General features: G+C 55.2%; 12 protein-coding genes and 1 pseudogene. 8 read left to right on the top strand and 5 right to left on the bottom strand.

Annotated features, from left to right (window positions below; translation table 11 throughout):
* Window positions 1–39: 39 nt before the first annotated feature.
* The 3 genes from L880_RS0124805 to L880_RS0124790 form a co-directional block, all read right to left on the bottom strand.
* A protein-coding gene (locus L880_RS0124805; RefSeq protein ID WP_425389181.1) for an IS3 family transposase occupies window positions 40–1226 on the bottom strand; the annotation gives its coding sequence in 2 pieces (ribosomal slippage) (window positions 40–971 and window positions 971–1226; 1188 coding nt in all).
* A gap of 50 nt (window positions 1227–1276) precedes the next feature.
* The gene (locus L880_RS0124795) at window positions 1277–2479 is read right to left on the bottom strand and encodes a tetratricopeptide repeat protein (protein WP_027477935.1); all 1203 of its coding nucleotides are present in this window, start codon (window positions 2477–2479) and stop codon (window positions 1277–1279) included.
* A gap of 26 nt (window positions 2480–2505) precedes the next feature.
* Window positions 2506–3405, bottom strand: a complete 900-nt coding sequence (locus tag L880_RS0124790; protein ID WP_157463064.1) for a carboxypeptidase-like regulatory domain-containing protein — start codon at window positions 3403–3405, stop codon at window positions 2506–2508.
* Window positions 3406–3949: 544 nt separating this feature from the next.
* Between L880_RS0124790 and L880_RS0124785 the strand changes: the two genes are divergently transcribed.
* From L880_RS0124785 to L880_RS35910, 3 genes are all read left to right on the top strand, one after another.
* Complete coding sequence (locus tag L880_RS0124785) at window positions 3950–4726, top strand: hypothetical protein (protein WP_157463063.1); 777 nt, start codon at window positions 3950–3952, stop codon at window positions 4724–4726.
* A gap of 126 nt (window positions 4727–4852) precedes the next feature.
* Window positions 4853–5326 carry a hypothetical protein gene (locus L880_RS0124780; protein ID WP_157463062.1) on the top strand — a complete coding sequence of 158 codons (474 nt, stop codon included), beginning with the start codon at window positions 4853–4855 and terminating at the stop codon, window positions 5324–5326.
* A 113-nt stretch (window positions 5327–5439) separates the two neighbouring features.
* Complete coding sequence (locus L880_RS35910; RefSeq protein WP_157463061.1) at window positions 5440–5982, top strand: hypothetical protein; 543 nt, start codon at window positions 5440–5442, stop codon at window positions 5980–5982.
* A gap of 4 nt (window positions 5983–5986) precedes the next feature.
* On the opposite strand, the gene L880_RS36700 is transcribed toward L880_RS35910, so the two are convergent.
* A complete protein-coding gene (locus L880_RS36700; protein WP_281174786.1) occupies window positions 5987–6112 on the bottom strand; it encodes a hypothetical protein in 126 nt (41 codons plus the stop codon).
* Between the two features lie 839 nt (window positions 6113–6951).
* Between L880_RS36700 and L880_RS0124775 the strand changes: the two genes are divergently transcribed.
* The 5 genes and pseudogenes from L880_RS0124775 to L880_RS0124755 all read left to right on the top strand — a co-directional run.
* Complete coding sequence (locus L880_RS0124775; protein WP_027477931.1) at window positions 6952–10182, top strand: helicase-related protein; 3231 nt, start codon at window positions 6952–6954, stop codon at window positions 10180–10182.
* Window positions 10179–11015, top strand: a complete 837-nt coding sequence (locus tag L880_RS0124770; protein WP_027477930.1) for a DUF4391 domain-containing protein — start codon at window positions 10179–10181, stop codon at window positions 11013–11015. The genes L880_RS0124775 and L880_RS0124770 overlap by 4 nt, the downstream gene beginning before the upstream one ends.
* 11 nt (window positions 11016–11026) lie before the next feature.
* Complete coding sequence (locus tag L880_RS0124765) at window positions 11027–12691, top strand: DUF262 domain-containing protein (protein WP_027477929.1); 1665 nt, start codon at window positions 11027–11029, stop codon at window positions 12689–12691.
* A gap of 36 nt (window positions 12692–12727) precedes the next feature.
* Window positions 12728–14875, top strand: a complete 2148-nt coding sequence (locus L880_RS33540) for a site-specific DNA-methyltransferase (RefSeq protein ID WP_051443588.1) — start codon at window positions 12728–12730, stop codon at window positions 14873–14875.
* A gap of 10 nt (window positions 14876–14885) precedes the next feature.
* Window positions 14886–15398: pseudogene (locus L880_RS0124755) on the top strand (DEAD/DEAH box helicase family protein); the annotation flags it as partial.
* 26 nt (window positions 15399–15424) lie between these two features.
* On the opposite strand, the gene L880_RS0124750 reads toward L880_RS0124755, so the two are convergent.
* Window positions 15425–15715: integrase core domain-containing protein (locus L880_RS0124750; protein ID WP_027477746.1), on the bottom strand; the 291-nt coding region annotated here is incomplete at its 5' end.

Below are 15715 nucleotides of genomic sequence, written 5' to 3'. Positions count from 1 at the left end.
GTGAGGTTGCCCCTGAAAATCGGAGTGCATAACCGGTCTTCAAGCGGCAGATTTTTGCTGCGCCGCCAACCAGCGTTTTTCGTACTGCATAGGGCTCATGTAGCCCAATGTCGAATGTAGTCGGGAATGGTTGTAGAACCCGATCCATTCCAAAATCACCTGCCTTGCTTGAGCTCTGGTCGCGAATTTTTGACCATGAACACACGCTGTTTTCAAATGTCCCCAAAGGCTCTCGGTAGGGGCGTTATCCCAGCAATTCCCCTTGCGACTCATTGAACTGACAATGCCCCGGCCCTTGAGTGTCCGTTGGAAATCATCGCTGCAATATTGACTGCCCCTATCGCTGTGAAAGATCAGGCCCCTGGCAGGTCGGCGACGCCAACAGGCCATCAGCAACGCATCCTTGACCAGGCTAGTTTGCATGTGCGTTTGCAGGCTCCAGCCCACCACCTGACGACTGTGCAGGTCCAGCACTGCTGCCAGGTACAGCCACCCCTCGTCCGTGGCGATATACGTGATGTCGCCGCTCCACAGTTGGTTGGGTGCTGGTGGAGTGAACTGTCGCTGGACCAAATCGGCTGCCACCGGCAAACGGTGTCTGCTATCGGTGGTGACCACGAATTTGCGCTTCGTCTTAGCTCGGATGCCGTGTTGTTGCATCAGCTTGCGTACCCGGTCTTTGCCGACTCGGATGCCCCTGACTGACAGCTCCTTGTGCATGCGTGGCCAGCCATATTCACCCTTGACCTCGGCATGGATGGCTCGCATATGGGCGAGCACAGCCTCGTCGCTGTGAAACCGCGTGGGCCCATCGTGGCCACTCTTGCCAGCCCGGTCCCAACTGAAATATCCACTGGGGCTGACTTGCAGGACCTCGCACATCAGCGTGATCGGCCAGCGTTGCCTCATCGATTGAATCCAGGCGTACTTTGCAGCACATCCTGTGCAAAGTACGCCGCCGCTTTTTTTGCAATATCTCGCTCCATCTTCAGGCGTGCAACTTCTGCCTTCAGTCGGGCAATCTCTGCCTGTTCAGGGCTCACCACTGCTGCGGGCTTGCCATCTGCCGATACCCCAAGCTGCCCCTTTGCGTCTGCCCGAACCCAGTTGGTCAAGCTAGCGCTGGGCATGCCCAAGGTCTTTGCCACCACGGAGGCTGGTCGTCCGGCCTTGACTTGCCTGACAGCTTCTTGCTTGAACTCCAAGGTGTACTTGGCTCTGCTCATCACTCCAGCGTTCATCTCTTCTGTCCTTTCCCGGCATTCTCCGGGCTGAGCTATGAACTCCGAAATTCGAGGGCAACCTCATTGTTGAGCGTCAGGGCCATGCCCGACAGGTACACCGCCGGGGTACTGCGAGCCAGTTCTCGGTACAGCTTGAGTGCCTCTTGGTACAACTGGCGGGCCTCGGCGGGGCGGTTTTCGTCGCGGCTGAGCACTCCCAGGTTGTTGAGCCCCCCGGCCACATGCGGGAGGTATGCCGCCGGGTTGGTGCGGGCCAGTTCGCGGCACAGCTTGAGCGCCTCTTCGTAGTGCTGGCGGGCCTCAGCATGGCGGTTTTCAGCGCGGCTGAGATTGCCCAGGTTATTTAGCGTCATGGCGACATCGCTGGCCTTGGAAGCTTCACGTGCCAACTGCAACGCGCGTTCGTATCCTTTGCGCGCCGCTTGGAAGTCATTGCGCTCTTGGTTGAACCAGGCGTAGCCAAACCAAGCATTGAATGACCCCGGTGCGATGCGTGTAGCGGTGTCTTGAGCCTTTGCTGCTCCCTCAAAGTCTAGCCTCGTGACCAGCATCTGTGCCTTGAGCTGCCAGGCGCTGACGAGTTGAGCCTCTTTCGCTTGCAGGGCTTTGTTTTCCCGCTCCAGTTGCTCATCCGAGAGCGCAAGCAGGGCCTGCTCAACTTGCCCCTGACTGAACAAGGCCAACGCCTTCTTGTATAAGCTTCCGGCCTCTTCTGGCGTGGCCTCAGCGATGCGCTTGGAGGCATCCTGGCTCAGCGCCCGTGCGGTCTGTACTTCCCGCTCTAGCCGCTCGCGCTCGCGTGCGCGCTCTTGCTCGGTCAGTTGCAGCCGTAAATTCAGCTCATTCAGCTTACTTTGATACTGTTGTTCAACAGCTTCCCGAAAGACCAGTCCGTATAGTTCGCCTCTTCGGCGCATGCGCTCGACCGGAGTGGCTACCACGATGGTCAACTGCCATTTGCCGATGCCACCCGCGCTGGGCAGGCGCAGGCTCAGCGCTTCGTCGTTGACGACAGCCCAAGCCTTGTCTCCGGCATGGATGCTGACCTCGTCGCCGGGTCCGGCTTGTGGAAAGCGAAGCACGAAAACCCCATCATTACCACTGCTGGTCGGTGTCACCCCCGGAGCAGAAATCGGCACTCGCCCCACAGCAGGTCCATTCATGCGGTCTTGCACCACGATCCCGGTCAGCGTGGCCGCTGCATGTGCCCCAGGGGCACAACCCAACGCGATCATACAAACGCCGACGAGGGCAGCGGCTCTCATGGCTTGGTAACAGCCGTAACGCGGGTCAGCTGCACTCGCAACTCATTGCTGCCGGGGGTAAAGGCGGCGCGGTAGCTTTGAAAGCCCGATGCCAAGACGTCCACAGATCGGTCAGTCTCAGGTAGATCGGCCCTAACAGGCATCTCGAAGTGCCCATTGGCATCCGTTGCAACTGAGGTTCCACGAACGGAAACCTGCGCTGCAATAATCGGCTGTCCATGTTCGTCCAGAATGGTTCCTGAAAATGGAATGCTTTTGACGCGAACTGCAAGATGAAGTGGTCCATCACCAATCTTCAGCTTCTTGTTCGGATCGACTAACTCCCGAGATTCCGAATCCAACATGGCAACCACTCCAACCGCACGCAAATTAGAAGGCACCCCGATGAAGCGCGCAATACCTTTTTCATCGACGACCTCCCGCTTTCTATCCTCACCTAGCTCAAGGGAAACCCATTCTCGCCCCTGAGGCAAGCGCCCTAAGCGCTCATCTAACTTCGGTTCAAGAAAGACTGCAACGTCGAAAGACGTGGCGGGAGCGGGGACAAGCCAAAACCCCAAAATAACTAAAACGAACATCACCACCACTGGCCCGCTAAGTTCCAGCTTGCCGCCGAGGGCCTGACCGGAATAGCTCGCCCAGGATTTGTTCACGGCAAATACCAAAATTCCAGCAGTCAGCCCAAGCGCAACCAAAAGCACATACCAAAGATGGCCGACCAAGCCCAGCAGTGCCAACATCGGCGCGAAATGCATCAAAGAGCCAAGAAGTACAAGAACGATGGTTGCTGAGGCCAGTACTGCAATCATTGGTGCTCGCTTGGCTCTCGTGCGAACTTTTCGAGCTGTCGCAGGTGTCGTAACTCTTGATGCTGGCTCTTGCTGCTTTTTGTTCATGGAATTAATGTTTTGAGGTGTCTGTCAGTGCGCGCAATTTCTTTGACAAACGCGTCAGTCGAATTGGCAGTGAATGATCGATAGATTTTCAGCGCCACTTCGAACTGCTAGCGGGCCTCGGCGTGGCGGTTTTCATCGCGGCTGAGAGGTCCCAGATTGTTGAGTGTCCCGACCACCTCTGGCAGGTACCCGCCGCTCGTTGACCAACATGGCTAGAAAGCCTTCGATTTTCTGCTACCCTATGTATCGCAGATGCCACAAATTGTACTATCTCACGAACTTGGGCACTGATTGCGCATAGGCCTGCGCGATGCGCAGGCTATAGTGTTTGTAACGAATTCGCTCACGGACCTGATCCGGCAACCGTGTGGCGCGAAATATAGGAGGGGGCATGGCTGAATTTGGTACTGTATTTTTGTACGGCATACATATCGGAATTCTAAGCTACAAGCTTCTTTCTGATTTTTTTCTGTGCTAATTTGCACCGAGCCCACCAGATATGGTCTGCTGCTTGGTACGGTCTACATTACATTAAGCATTTTTCATGGGCGCTAACAACTACACTATGCCAGCCTGGGCTCTTCCCGCATTTTCTTGGCTGATCTCTTTCTACTTTCTTCTCGGGTTTGTTGTGAAGATGGGATTCCCACCATCTTCGCCTATGACTGCTACCGAAGGAACGTATCTATTTCTCTGGCTATTTTTTATCTTCCTTCCGTTCTTTAAGAAGGTCAAGATCGGGAAGCTGTTGGAGCTGGAGCGTGACGTACAGCACGCAAAGGAAGAGGTGAAGCAGTTACGTGAGCAAGTTCAGAACAATTTTGCGGTCATGGCTTCGAGTATCAGCACCATTTCAAATCAATCGAACCACGTCACAGTAAACCTTCCTGGTGAATTGGCTGCGCAGAAGGCGAAACAGGAACTAGAGCAGTGGACGCCGTCAGAGAGTAGTCAAGTAATTGAAGATATTAAGAGTGAACTGATTCTTGAAGATGAAGACACCATAATGTCTCTCGCCCGTACTCGCATTCGAATTGAGTACCTGCTGCGTTCCATTCTTAACAAGCGCACTAAAGTAAAAAAGTTCGGTGATCGCCCCGTAAGGCTAATGGGATTACCACAGCTTGCCCGAGAGCTCATCGACACCAGACCAGAACTACATTACATGGAAAACTCAATTTCCTATGTCAATAAAGTGTGTAGCGCCGCAATTCATGCGCAACTGCTGCCACCCGGCTACGCGGAAGAAGCGCTAGACATGGGTGCTCGCATCATTGCAGTGTTAAGCAACATGCAAGACAGCGATACATCAACTACCTAACAGGGCGCTCGACCCCGCACCCTTCGGTCGCTGGACGCTGCGCGATAAAGTCGCGTAGTGCCGGTTGATTCAAAGTTAGCCCTCAATCAGATCGGATTTTCAATGGACGTGACAGCAGTTCAAGCCATGATTGGCAGCCTGAAAGCTGCGACTGACATAACCAAGGCAATTTTTGATCTCAAAACCACTGCAGAGATTCAGGGCAAGGTCATTGATATTCAGCGCGCGTTGCTTGCTGCTCAAAGTAGTGCGCTTGAAGCGACCAGCGCGCAGTTTGAATTGCAGGAACGAGTCCGCGAGTTGGAGTCCCAGCTAAAGTCCGTTGGCGACTGGGACAAACAAGAGCCGCGGTATGCGCTGGCGAGTCCATGGCGCGGCGCGGCACAGGTCTATGCTTTGAAGACGAGCCATGCACAGGGCGAAGAGCCACACTACCTGTGTACCAATTGCTTCCACAACCGTAAGCGGGTAATCCTTAATCCTGCGCCGAAAGATGGGTGGGTTTTCATGACCTGCCCTGCTTGCAAGTCGACGACCAGTACAGGCTATCGCGGAATTGGCGCGCCAAAGTACGCCGAGGATGTGGGACGTGAGGGCTAACCATTCGTTCGAGCCGACTCGCGTCGGGAAGGCACCGCTCGCGGCTCAGATTAAACGTTGTGTCCTCTGCTGATTTTCGTGAAATAAGGCATGCATAAGTTCAAGGAGAAATAATGAAAAAATTGTTTTTTACTATAGTCCTCGCTGTTTTGGCGGGGGAATCTGGAGCGGCCCAAAATTATGCAGACCGAAAGGCTTACACTGTTAATATTAGCCCTTATGTGGAAATAACAAACTTTTCGTTTGCGAATGAGGATCGTGATAGAGGAAGAGGCTTGTCGACTGACACGCGATTTATAGCAAATTACTCTTGGAGAAATACTTCGCAGCAACCAATCGTCGCACTGGAGATTGTGATGCTGAAGTACGATGCCTTCGATGAGCGGCTTATCGGGAGCCGTTTTATTGTGCAAGGAACCAACAGCGCAAATTGGTCACCGTTGTTGCCTGGACAGAGTAGTTCAGATGGTTCAATAGGGTTCCGAGACGAGGATGTATTTACCGGTATTGCTTACGTACGGCGCGTACGTTTAAACGACGGGTCAATATGGCGTGTAGACGAATCCAAGCTTCTCCAGGAGTTGAAGAAGGTCGCGCCAAACATTCGAAATCCTGGGAGTCTGGCACCCGACGCAAAGCCTACCGCAAAGGAATAGGCCTTCAGGCAGCGAGTCGTGTCTTATCCCACATCACGCTCCAGCCGACCGCCAAAAAGCTAAGATTTTTGCCATCGGCTGAGCTTTCGCGTCGAATATCTGCTTCTCGATCCCACCAGCGGTGGCTCATGACCGCTCTCGGACATCGTATCAGGCGGTGTCCCAGTGGGATGCAGTCTCTGAAGTGGCTGGATCGAATCGGAATTGGTGGCAGGTTTGGATCGAATCTGCTGGTTGAGTTGATCGGAACATGCACGTTTACGAGAGCGGGCTGCGCTGTGGCAACAAGGGGAGTGCGAAGCTGACCCAACGAAGCTAAGCAGATCTACTGGCGATGGCTTGCATGAAGTGTCGCATGATCTTCCATTCACACAGGAATCACACCGATTGCTTGAGACCCGCACTGGTATTGGCGCGGACGAGGGTTCAAATCCCCCCAGCTCCACCACATGCACTAACGCCCGCCAAGGTTGTCACTTTGGCGGGCGTTTTCTTTTAGCCCGTTTGGGCTCTCGATTGGCGCGAAATTCGAGCTGTTCTTGCATGTTTCGAAGCTAAGCCTATCGAGGCTGGGTTCGCACGCAGTAGTTGTTGTGCTGATTCATTCCAGCGTTTCTAACGCTTCATCCCCAAATTCCCCGGGGCAGGTCACTTGACCGAGCCTCGCAGTACGCCATTGCTCAGGGGTGAAGTCACTCGCTATGTGCGTGAACATTGATCCCCATTCGTCTGACTGATCTCACTGATTCCCAGGTGCATTTTTCCGTAGGTGGTCTTCTCGTTTTTGGCATGTCTACCTCTAAAAATGCCATTTCACAGGAGGTGTCTGGGATGCAGGCTGATGCCCAGCATTTCTTGCTTCTGAATTCAACGTGGTTGGTGAAATCAAATAGTTTCACTGGGCTCGATAAGGTTGGGTAGGTCGGCGAAGATAATGTTGTAAAAAGCTGCGGGGGAGGGGATCGCCACATGAAGTTCGTCAGCAATGCGGGCACAGATCGTGTCGTGGATCTTGTTCGCCCGTGGTTGAAGCACAACCACCAATTGGACGTTGTGTCGCCGTCCTTCTCGTTGTTCGCGTTTGCTGAAGTCTTGGCCGACGTACCCCGTCTGGCCAATGCACGTTTGGTTGTTCCCGCGCACCGATTCAAAGACGGCTTGGTCAGTGTTCACGAACAGCTGGAACTGCTGGGAAGCAGGGCAGACCGGGCCGCCCGCAACAAGCTTCAAGCACCCTGGCTCGCCCGTAAGTTTGCTGCGTGGCTTGATGCCAAGGCACAGGTTCGACATGCATCTGGTGCCATTCCCCAAGGCACCATGGTCTTGCGAGATGACCAAGGTACTGCACAGCAAGCCGTGTTGGGCTCGTTCGCCTTCAGCACAGAAGGCCTTGGCATTACGCCGGGCAACCCGCTGAGCCTGATTCAAACGTCCGAGAGCCCGGCAGAGGCCCAGATGCTGAGCCAATGGTTCGACATGCAGTGGGGAGCCCTCAAAGATCAGCCAGAAGCCAAGGCCGCCCTGATCGCTTCGGTGAAGGAGCTGAGCACTCACAGGGATGCCACCAGCGTCTACACGCTCATGCTCCAGCATCTCTTTGCCTCCAACGGCGAGGGTATGGACGAAGAGCGCATCGTCAAATCCGCCACGGGCATCCGCAACACAGTGGTCTGGAAGAAGCTGTACAAGTTCCAGCGTGACGGCGTGGTGGGAGCCATCGACAAGCTGGAACGCTTCGGCGGCTGTATCATCGCCGACAGTGTGGGCCTGGGCAAGACCTTCGAGGCCTTGGCCATCATCAAGTACAGCGAGCTGCGCAATGACCGCGTACTCGTGTTGTGCCCCAAACGCTTGCGCGACAACTGGACACTCTACAAAGCCAACGACAAACGCAATGTCCTGGCGTCGGACCGTTTCAATTACGACGTCCTCAATCACACCGACCTGACGCGCGACGGTGGTCTATCCGGTGACATCGACCTGTCCCATGTGAACTGGGGCAACTACGATCTGGTGGTCATCGACGAGTCGCACAACTTTCGCAACAAGGCTGCCAACAAGGGACGTGAGACCCGGTACGATCGCCTGATGCGCAAGATCATCCGCGAAGGCGTTAAGACGCGCGTGCTGATGCTCTCAGCCACCCCGGTCAACAACCGTCTGGCAGACCTGAGAAATCAGATCGCCTTTGTCACCGAAGGCGATGACACAGCCCTGTTCGACCACGGCATTGCCAGCATAGACAGCACCACCCGCCGCGCGCAGAAGGCCTTCAACCGCTGGTTGGAACTGCCCAACGAAGAAAAAACGCCCGCGCTATTGGTCGAAATGCTGGGCTTCGATTACTTCGCCTTGCTCGACCACCTGACCATTGCCCGTTCACGCAGGCACATCGAGCGGTATTACGGCACGGCTGAAACCGGTCGCTTCCCAGATCGGCTGCCCCCCATCAACATCAAGGCAGATGTGGACCGAGCGGGCGAGTTCCGATCCATCCGCGAAATCAACCTTGAGATTCGCCGCCTCAACCTTGCTGCTTACGCCCCGTTGCGCTACGTGCTATCGCATAGGCAGGAAGCCTACGACCAGAAGTACAGCACCCAGATTCGTGGTGGCGAAAGCTTCTTCCGGCAAGTGGACCGTGAAGAGAGCTTGATTCACCTGCTGCGCGTCAACGTGCTCAAGCGCATGGAGAGCGCCGTCTCGTCTTTCGCACTCACGGTACATCGCCAGTTGGAAGATGTGGAAGCCACTTTGGCCCGGATTGATTCGCACCCCGCAGAGATCGAAGAACTCGACATCGTCGATGTGGACGTTGACGACCCCACCTTTGAATCCTTGCTCGTGGGCCGCAAGGTCAAGGTGCTGCTCAGCGACGTGGACTTGGTACGTTGGAAACAAGACCTCATCGAAGACCGCAACCGGCTCGCCACCTTGTACGCGGCAGCAGAACAGGTTAGCGCCGTGCGCGATGACAAGCTGCTCCGCCTGCGTGACCTGATCGCCAACAAGTGCAAGAAACCGATCAACGCAGGCAACCGCAAGGTGATCATCTTCACCGCGTTCGCAGACACGGCTACCTACCTCTACGAGCAACTGTCTGGCTGGGCCAAGTCTGAGTTAGGCATCGAGAGTGCCTTGGTCACTGGCTCGGGCCGCAACCAATCCACCTTGCCACTGCGCCGCGACCTCAGCAGCATCCTGATGGCCTTCTCGCCTCGCTCGAAAGAGCGGCCCGAAGACTTGGCTCACGAAGGCGAGTTGGACTTGCTGATCGCCACCGACTGCATCAGCGAAGGCCAGAACCTTCAAGACTGCGACTGGCTGGTGAACTACGACATCCACTGGAACCCAGTTCGCATCATCCAGCGGTTCGGACGCATTGATCGCATCGGCTCGCGCAACACCTGCATTCAACTGGTGAACTTCTGGCCCAACATGGAGCTGGAGGAATACATCAACCTGGAGCAGCGCGTCAGTGGCCGAATGGTGCTCTTGGACATCTCCGCCACCGGCGAAGAGAACATCATCGAACAACAGTCCGGCAACCAGATGAACGACCTGGAGTACCGCCGCAACCAGTTGTTGAAGATGCAAGACAGCGTCATCGATCTGGAGGACCTGTCCAGCGGCGTCGCCATCACCGACCTGACGCTGACCGACTTCCGCATCGACCTGGCCGAGTTCAACAAACTGCACCCCGGCAAGCTGGACGGCCTGCCGATGGGCGCGTTTGCCGTGGCCACTAGCAACGACGTGGACATTCCGCCTGGCGTGATCTTCTGCCTGCGCGCTGAAGACTCGGCGGCCGAGAAGGCCATCGACCCCAGCTACCCTTTGGCACCGCACTACTTGGTGCACGCGAGTGACGACGGCACCGTACTTTTGCCCTACACCCAGGCAAAAACAACGCTCGACAGGCTCAAGCGCATAGCCTTGGGGCGTGACCTGCCAGACGCTTCTGCCAGCGCCCGATTCGACCGTGCCACCAAGCATGGCGAAGACATGCGCCACACCCAAAAGCTGTTGTCCGCCAGCGTGGCATCCATCGTCGGCAAGTCTGAAGAACGCGCCGTGGCCAGCCTGTTTTCGCCGGGCGGCACACACGCCATGAAGGGCGAGTTCGCGGGCTCCAATGACTTCGAGGTGCTGGCCTACATGGTGATCTTGCCCGGCACGGGTGCGGAACAAACCGCATGAATGGAGTGGACCTGTCCTCAGAGCAACTGATTTCGGCACTGCGCTTGCCTGCCGAGGCCAGCGTCGGCCAGCGCATCCCCAAGAAGATGTTGGCCGAAAACCTGACCTCTCGCGGTACGGCCACCAGCGCGGACCGCAAGCTCTTGCAAGAGCAGATTGAAGAGGTCGCATGGGTTGCAGCCCTCAAGCCCAGCAATGCGGGCATTCCGGCGTACCAGGACGAAGTGCGCAGCTACCTCGAATTGGCCGTGCTGAACGTCCGCCTTCGACAAGGCAGCCAGCTTGACGTGAAGGTAGCCAGAGTTTCATCGAGCACTGCGCGCGTCGCCGAGCTGGTGCACCGCGCCATTCCCTACCCCGTGCTGATGGTCTTGGATGACGAGGCTCAGCTGTACCTTTCGATGGTGCATATCCGCTGGGCGCAAAAGGAAGCCGACAAAACCGTTCTCGACGGAGAGTTGATCCAAAGCACCTTTGTGCGCAATGGGTCGGGCACAGCGCCCACGGCTGATGCTGCAACCTTGAACGCCTTCATGGGTGCCTTGCCCATCAACAAGCAACCACGCACTGATCTGCTGGCCCTGTACCAAGGGTGGATGGACACGCTCTGTGCATGGCAAGCCGCCGCTGTCACCGGTCGCTTTGAATGCGTCAGCCCACAGCAGGCTACCGCCCGCCGCGCAGCCTTGCGCCGCTGTCATGAGCTGGATGCACAGATCAGCAGCTTGCGAGCAGCCGCCAGCAAAGAAAAACAGATGGCTCGCCAAGTCGCAGTCAATCTCGAAATCAAGGCATTGATGGCTGAACGCCAGCAAGCTGCCAACAGTCTTTAAGAAGTACAAGCATGAAGAATCAAAAGCAAACCATTCGCAAGATCGTCGGTTTCTTGAACAACTCGGATGAAGACGGCGGCTTTTGGCTACCCAACATCCAACGCCCCTTTGTTTGGGGCGAGGAGCAGATCTGCCGCCTATTTGATTCGATCTTGCGCGAGTACCCCATCAGCACTTTGCTTGTGTGGAAAACGACCAGTGGCATTCGTCGCCGCAAGTTCATCGACAACTGGTCCAGCACACTCAAACTGAGCAGCTTCTACGTACCAGAAGACAGCAAGAAAAAGTGTTTGGTGCTCGATGGCCAGCAACGCCTGCAGAGCCTGTACATCGGTCTGTGCGGCAGTTTCTCTGGGCGGGAACTTCATTTCGATGTGCTGAGTGGCACCGCAGCACTGCCCGACGATATCAAGTACCGATTCGAGTTTCGGCAGAGTGCGGCCACTGGCTTCCCGTGGGTCAAGTTCAAAGACCTGGTTTTCACGACGCGAAAGAAGCGCGAGTTGATTCAGGACATGGAAGCCAAAGCTGGTCGTGCTTTCACCGATGAGGAGAAAGACAAGATCGAAGGCAACCTTGATCTAGTTGATCGCACATTCAAGATGGATGAATCCATCACTTACCAGGAACTCGACAGCATCGACAACCCAGACCTCTACACAGAAGACGATGTGGTTGAGGTCTTCATTCGCGCCAACTCAGGTGGCACCAAGCTGGAAAAGTCGGATCTGCTGTTCTCATTGCTCAACGCCACCTGGGATGTGGCGGACAACCGCATGGAAGAGCTATTGGATGAACTAAACCGGCACGGTTTTGCATTTGACCGCGACTTCGTCCTCAAGACCTGCTTGGTCTTGCTGAATCAAGGTGCGCAATACGAAGTGTCCAAGTTCCGCAAACCTGGAGTGCGCGAAGAAATCGAAGAAAAGTGGGATGAATTGAGTGCGTCCATCAAGGCAGTAGCCGACTTCGTCAGAAGCAAAACGTACATCCAGTGCGACAAAGCCTTGCCGTCCTACCTGGCCTTGATCCCACTGATCTACGTTCGTCACCACTACCCGAGCGGCTGGGCCTCCGCCAAGCAAGTCGATACCTTCTTGGTACGCACACTTCTAGCTGGCGCCTTCAGTGGACAGTCTGACCGGGTCATCGATGCCCTTGTCAAACGCTTCAAGGAGATCGAACGCTTTGATGCGGATGAGGGTTTCACTGTGATTCGCTCTCAAAACCGCAGCCTCGAAATCACCAAGGATCGGTTTTTCGAGATGGGTTACGGCTCCAAGACCATCCACCTGATCTTGAACCTTTGGTATCCCGCATTCAGCCACACCCCGGCCTACGACAACAACCTGCCACAGGTGGACCACGTGTTTCCTCAAAGCCGGCTGAAGGCGGTGAAGGTCACGAGCCCTCAAACCGGACGTCCGGTGATGAAGTACCGCGACGACGCCCGCAACCAGCTGGCGAATTGCATGCTGCTGACCCGAGCAGAGAACGGAGCAGGGGGAAAGAGCGACATCCCACCTGCCGACTGGTTCAAAGACAAAGACGATGACTACCTGAGTCTCCACCTCATCCCCAAGGACAAAAATTTGTGGAACATGGACCGGTTTGAAGACTTCATTGCTGAGCGCCAGAACCTGATCGCAGCCAAGTTCGCCTGGTTGATCGTCTAAGACGCACGCTGCCAGAACCTATCACGAGACACATCAATGAGCATCCAAAAAATCGAAGCACATTCGCCAGAAGCGCAAAGCGCAGACCTCATCGCTGACAACATCGCCAAGCTCAAGGCCATGTTTCCTGAGCTGCTGACCGAAACTACGCAAGGCGGCAAGACCACTGCGACCCTCAACGTGGAAGTGCTGAAGAACCTCATTGGTGATGCCACCGCCGCAGACTCTGAAGAAAAGTACGGGTTGAACTGGCATGGCAAGCGCAAGGCGCGGCAAATTGCCTTGACTCCCAGCACGGGCACCTTGCGACCAGCGCCTGATGAGAGCGTGGACTGGGACACCACGCAGAACCTGATGATCGAAGGCGACAACCTCGAAGTGCTCAAGCTGCTGCAAAAGAGCTATGGCAGAGACGGAGGTCAGGTTCGTGTGATTTACATCGATCCTCCCTACAACACGGGGAAAGACTTTGTTTATGCGGATAACTTCAAAGACAACATCGCAAACTATCAACAGTTGATGGGGTGGCGTGATATTAACGGGGAAAAGGTTAGCTCATTAGCGTCACTCAAAAACACCGAAGCCAGTGGGCGCTTTCATACTGACTGGCTGAACATGATTTATCCGCGCTTACGTTTAGCGAGGACGCTATTGACTCCCGATGGAGTGATTCTGGTGAGCATTGATGAGCATGAGATTACGAATCTTCGCACTGTTATGGATGAAATTTACGGGGAAGAAAATTTTCTATCGTGCCTCACGTGGGAGAAGGGGCGTAAGAATGATGCAAAGTTCTTCTCAAACGGTCATGAGTATGTTCTCGTCTACGCAAAATCACAGGATTTTCTTCGTGGCAGAAACGTAATCTGGCGGGAGGAAAAGCCCGGAGCACGAGAAATTTGGGACCAATACTTGAAGCTTCGATCCAAACATGGGGCCGACGATAAAGAAATCGAAAGTGAACTTCAAACGTGGTTTGCGCAACTACCTAAAAATCATCCCTCTAAAAAATGGAGTCGATACAAACGAGTTGATTCATATGGCCCTTGGCGTGATGACAATATTTCATGGCCAGGAGGAGGTGGCCCTACTTATGATGTGATTCATCCAGTTACGGGAAAGGCATGTAAAGTCCCTGAGCGGGGCTGGGTGTTCTCAACTTGGACGGAAATGAAGCGTCGTATTGACGCTGGAATCATTGAATTTCGCGCAGATCACACGCAGCCGCCCCTCCGAAAATCTCACATAAGACCGATTCCATTAGAGACAGAGGCAGATGAATCCAGCGAATTGATAGAAGATATTTCGGAGGCTGAAGAAGACAGCGAAGACGAACTTGCAAATCAAGTTCGCGGCAGTTATTTCTACAAGCAATCACAAGTTTCCGTCAAGTCTCTCCGAAATTTGTTTGGAAAGAAGGTATTCAACAACCCCAAAGACTTGGATGAGATCGCCAGATTGATTCGATACACGAGCTCTGACGACACGAATGCCGTTGTATTGGATTTCTTCGCCGGTAGTGGAACAACCGGAGAGGCTGTTATGCGGCTGAATAGCGAAGACAATGGGAATCGCCGCTACATCCTTGTTCAGCTCCCAGAGCCGCTCGACCCGAAAGACAAACAGCAAAAGGTCGCGGCGAAATACTGCGAGGACTTGGGAAAGCCACTGAACATTGCGGAACTATCCAAAGAGCGTCTTCGCAAGGCAGGAGCAGCAATTAAGACGGGGAAACCGGAGTGGCAGGGCGATGTCGGCTTCCGGGTGTTCAAGCTCGACAACTCCAACATCCTGGCATGGAATCCAAATGCCACCGATCTAGCCGGCTCCCTGCTTGCCAACTTGGAGCACATTGAGCCAGGAAGAAGCAACGACGACGTGCTCTACGAAGTCTTGCTGAAACTGGGCTTGGACCTTTGCGTTCCCATCGAACAGCGGCAGATCGCCGGCAAGACAGTCCGCAGCATAGGTGAAGGCGCTTTGCTGGCCTGTCTGGAAGAACACATCAGCGTGGCAGATGCAGAGCCCTTGGCTTTAGGCATGGCCCAGTGGCGCGAGCAACAAGGTACGGCAACGGAGACCACCGCGGTATTCCGTGACAGTGCTTTCGAGAACGATGTAGCAAAGAGCAATCTGGCCGCCATCTTGGAGCAGCACGGCGTCAAGCAGGTGCGCAGCTTGTGAGGACAGCCGGATGAAACTTCATTTCGAGTCCGACCTGCCTTACCAGGCCGCCGCCATTGAGGCGGTTTGCGATCTGTTCCGTGGGCAGGAGGTTTGCCGCTCGGTATTCACCGTCACGGCACAGGCGCTGGCTGATTCTGGTCAACAGAGTTTCGAGGGCAAACAGTTCACGGCCGAGGGTGGCATTGGCAACGCCTTGCAGCTACTCGTTGACGAAGAGCTGAGCGAGAACTTGCAGAAGGTACAGCTGCGCAACGGGTTGCAGCCATCTGACCCACTCAACCCCAAGCAGGCGCTGGATTTCACGGTAGAGATGGAAACCGGCACGGGGAAGACCTACGTCTATTTGCGTACGGTATTCGAGTTGAACCAACGCTATGGCTTCACCAAGTTTGTGGTGGTGGTGCCCTCGGTGGCCATCAAGGAAGGCGTCAACAAGACCCTGCAGATCACCCGCGAGCACTTCGAGAGCTTGTACCCAGGTGCAAAAGGCTACGAGTTCTTTCAGTATGAATCGCCCCGGTTTTCAAGGAGGCTGTTTGGTTTAAGTCAGACCGCCACCGCGGTGGACTGACTGGCGAGTTGCCGATAGTAGTTTGCCTCGGCTTCTGCGGGCGGGATGTACCCGATGGGTTCGAGCAGGCGATGGTGGTTGAACCAGGACACCCATTCGAGCGTCGCGAACTCCACAGCCTCCTTCGTCTTCCAAGGCGCTCGGCGATGGATGAGCTCGGCCTTGTAGAGACCGTTGATGGTCTCGGCCAGGGCGTTGTCATAGCTGTCGCCCTTGCTGCCCACCGACGGCTCGATGCCCGCTTCGCCCAGCCGCTCGGTGTAGCG

The organism is Curvibacter gracilis ATCC BAA-807, from assembly GCF_000518645.1.
Classification (GTDB): Bacteria; Pseudomonadota; Gammaproteobacteria; order Burkholderiales; family Burkholderiaceae_C; genus Curvibacter; species Curvibacter gracilis.
The sequence above is the reverse complement of the archived record's forward strand: the minus strand, read 5'-3'. Positions and strand labels throughout refer to the sequence as shown.

Excerpts from the sequence above, each read along its gene's own strand:
- L880_RS0124785 (WP_157463063.1), top strand. The coding sequence starts at position 3,950 with ATGGGCGCTAACAACTACACTATGCCAGCCTGGGCTCTTCCCGCATTT.
- L880_RS0124790 (WP_157463064.1), bottom strand. The coding sequence starts at position 3,405 with ATGAACAAAAAGCAGCAAGAGCCAGCATCAAGAGTTACGACACCTGCG.
- L880_RS35910 (WP_157463061.1), top strand. The coding sequence starts at position 5,440 with ATGAAAAAATTGTTTTTTACTATAGTCCTCGCTGTTTTGGCGGGGGAA.
- L880_RS36700 (WP_281174786.1), bottom strand. The coding sequence starts at position 6,112 with ATGAGCCACCGCTGGTGGGATCGAGAAGCAGATATTCGACGCGAAAGC.
- L880_RS0124795 (WP_027477935.1), bottom strand. The coding sequence starts at position 2,479 with ATGATCGCGTTGGGTTGTGCCCCTGGGGCACATGCAGCGGCCACGCTG.
- L880_RS0124770 (WP_027477930.1), top strand. The coding sequence starts at position 10,179 with ATGAATGGAGTGGACCTGTCCTCAGAGCAACTGATTTCGGCACTGCGC.
- L880_RS0124775 (WP_027477931.1), top strand. The coding sequence starts at position 6,952 with ATGAAGTTCGTCAGCAATGCGGGCACAGATCGTGTCGTGGATCTTGTT.
- L880_RS33540 (WP_051443588.1), top strand. The coding sequence starts at position 12,728 with ATGAGCATCCAAAAAATCGAAGCACATTCGCCAGAAGCGCAAAGCGCA.
- L880_RS0124765 (WP_027477929.1), top strand. The coding sequence starts at position 11,027 with ATGAAGAATCAAAAGCAAACCATTCGCAAGATCGTCGGTTTCTTGAAC.
- L880_RS0124780 (WP_157463062.1), top strand. The coding sequence starts at position 4,853 with ATGATTGGCAGCCTGAAAGCTGCGACTGACATAACCAAGGCAATTTTT.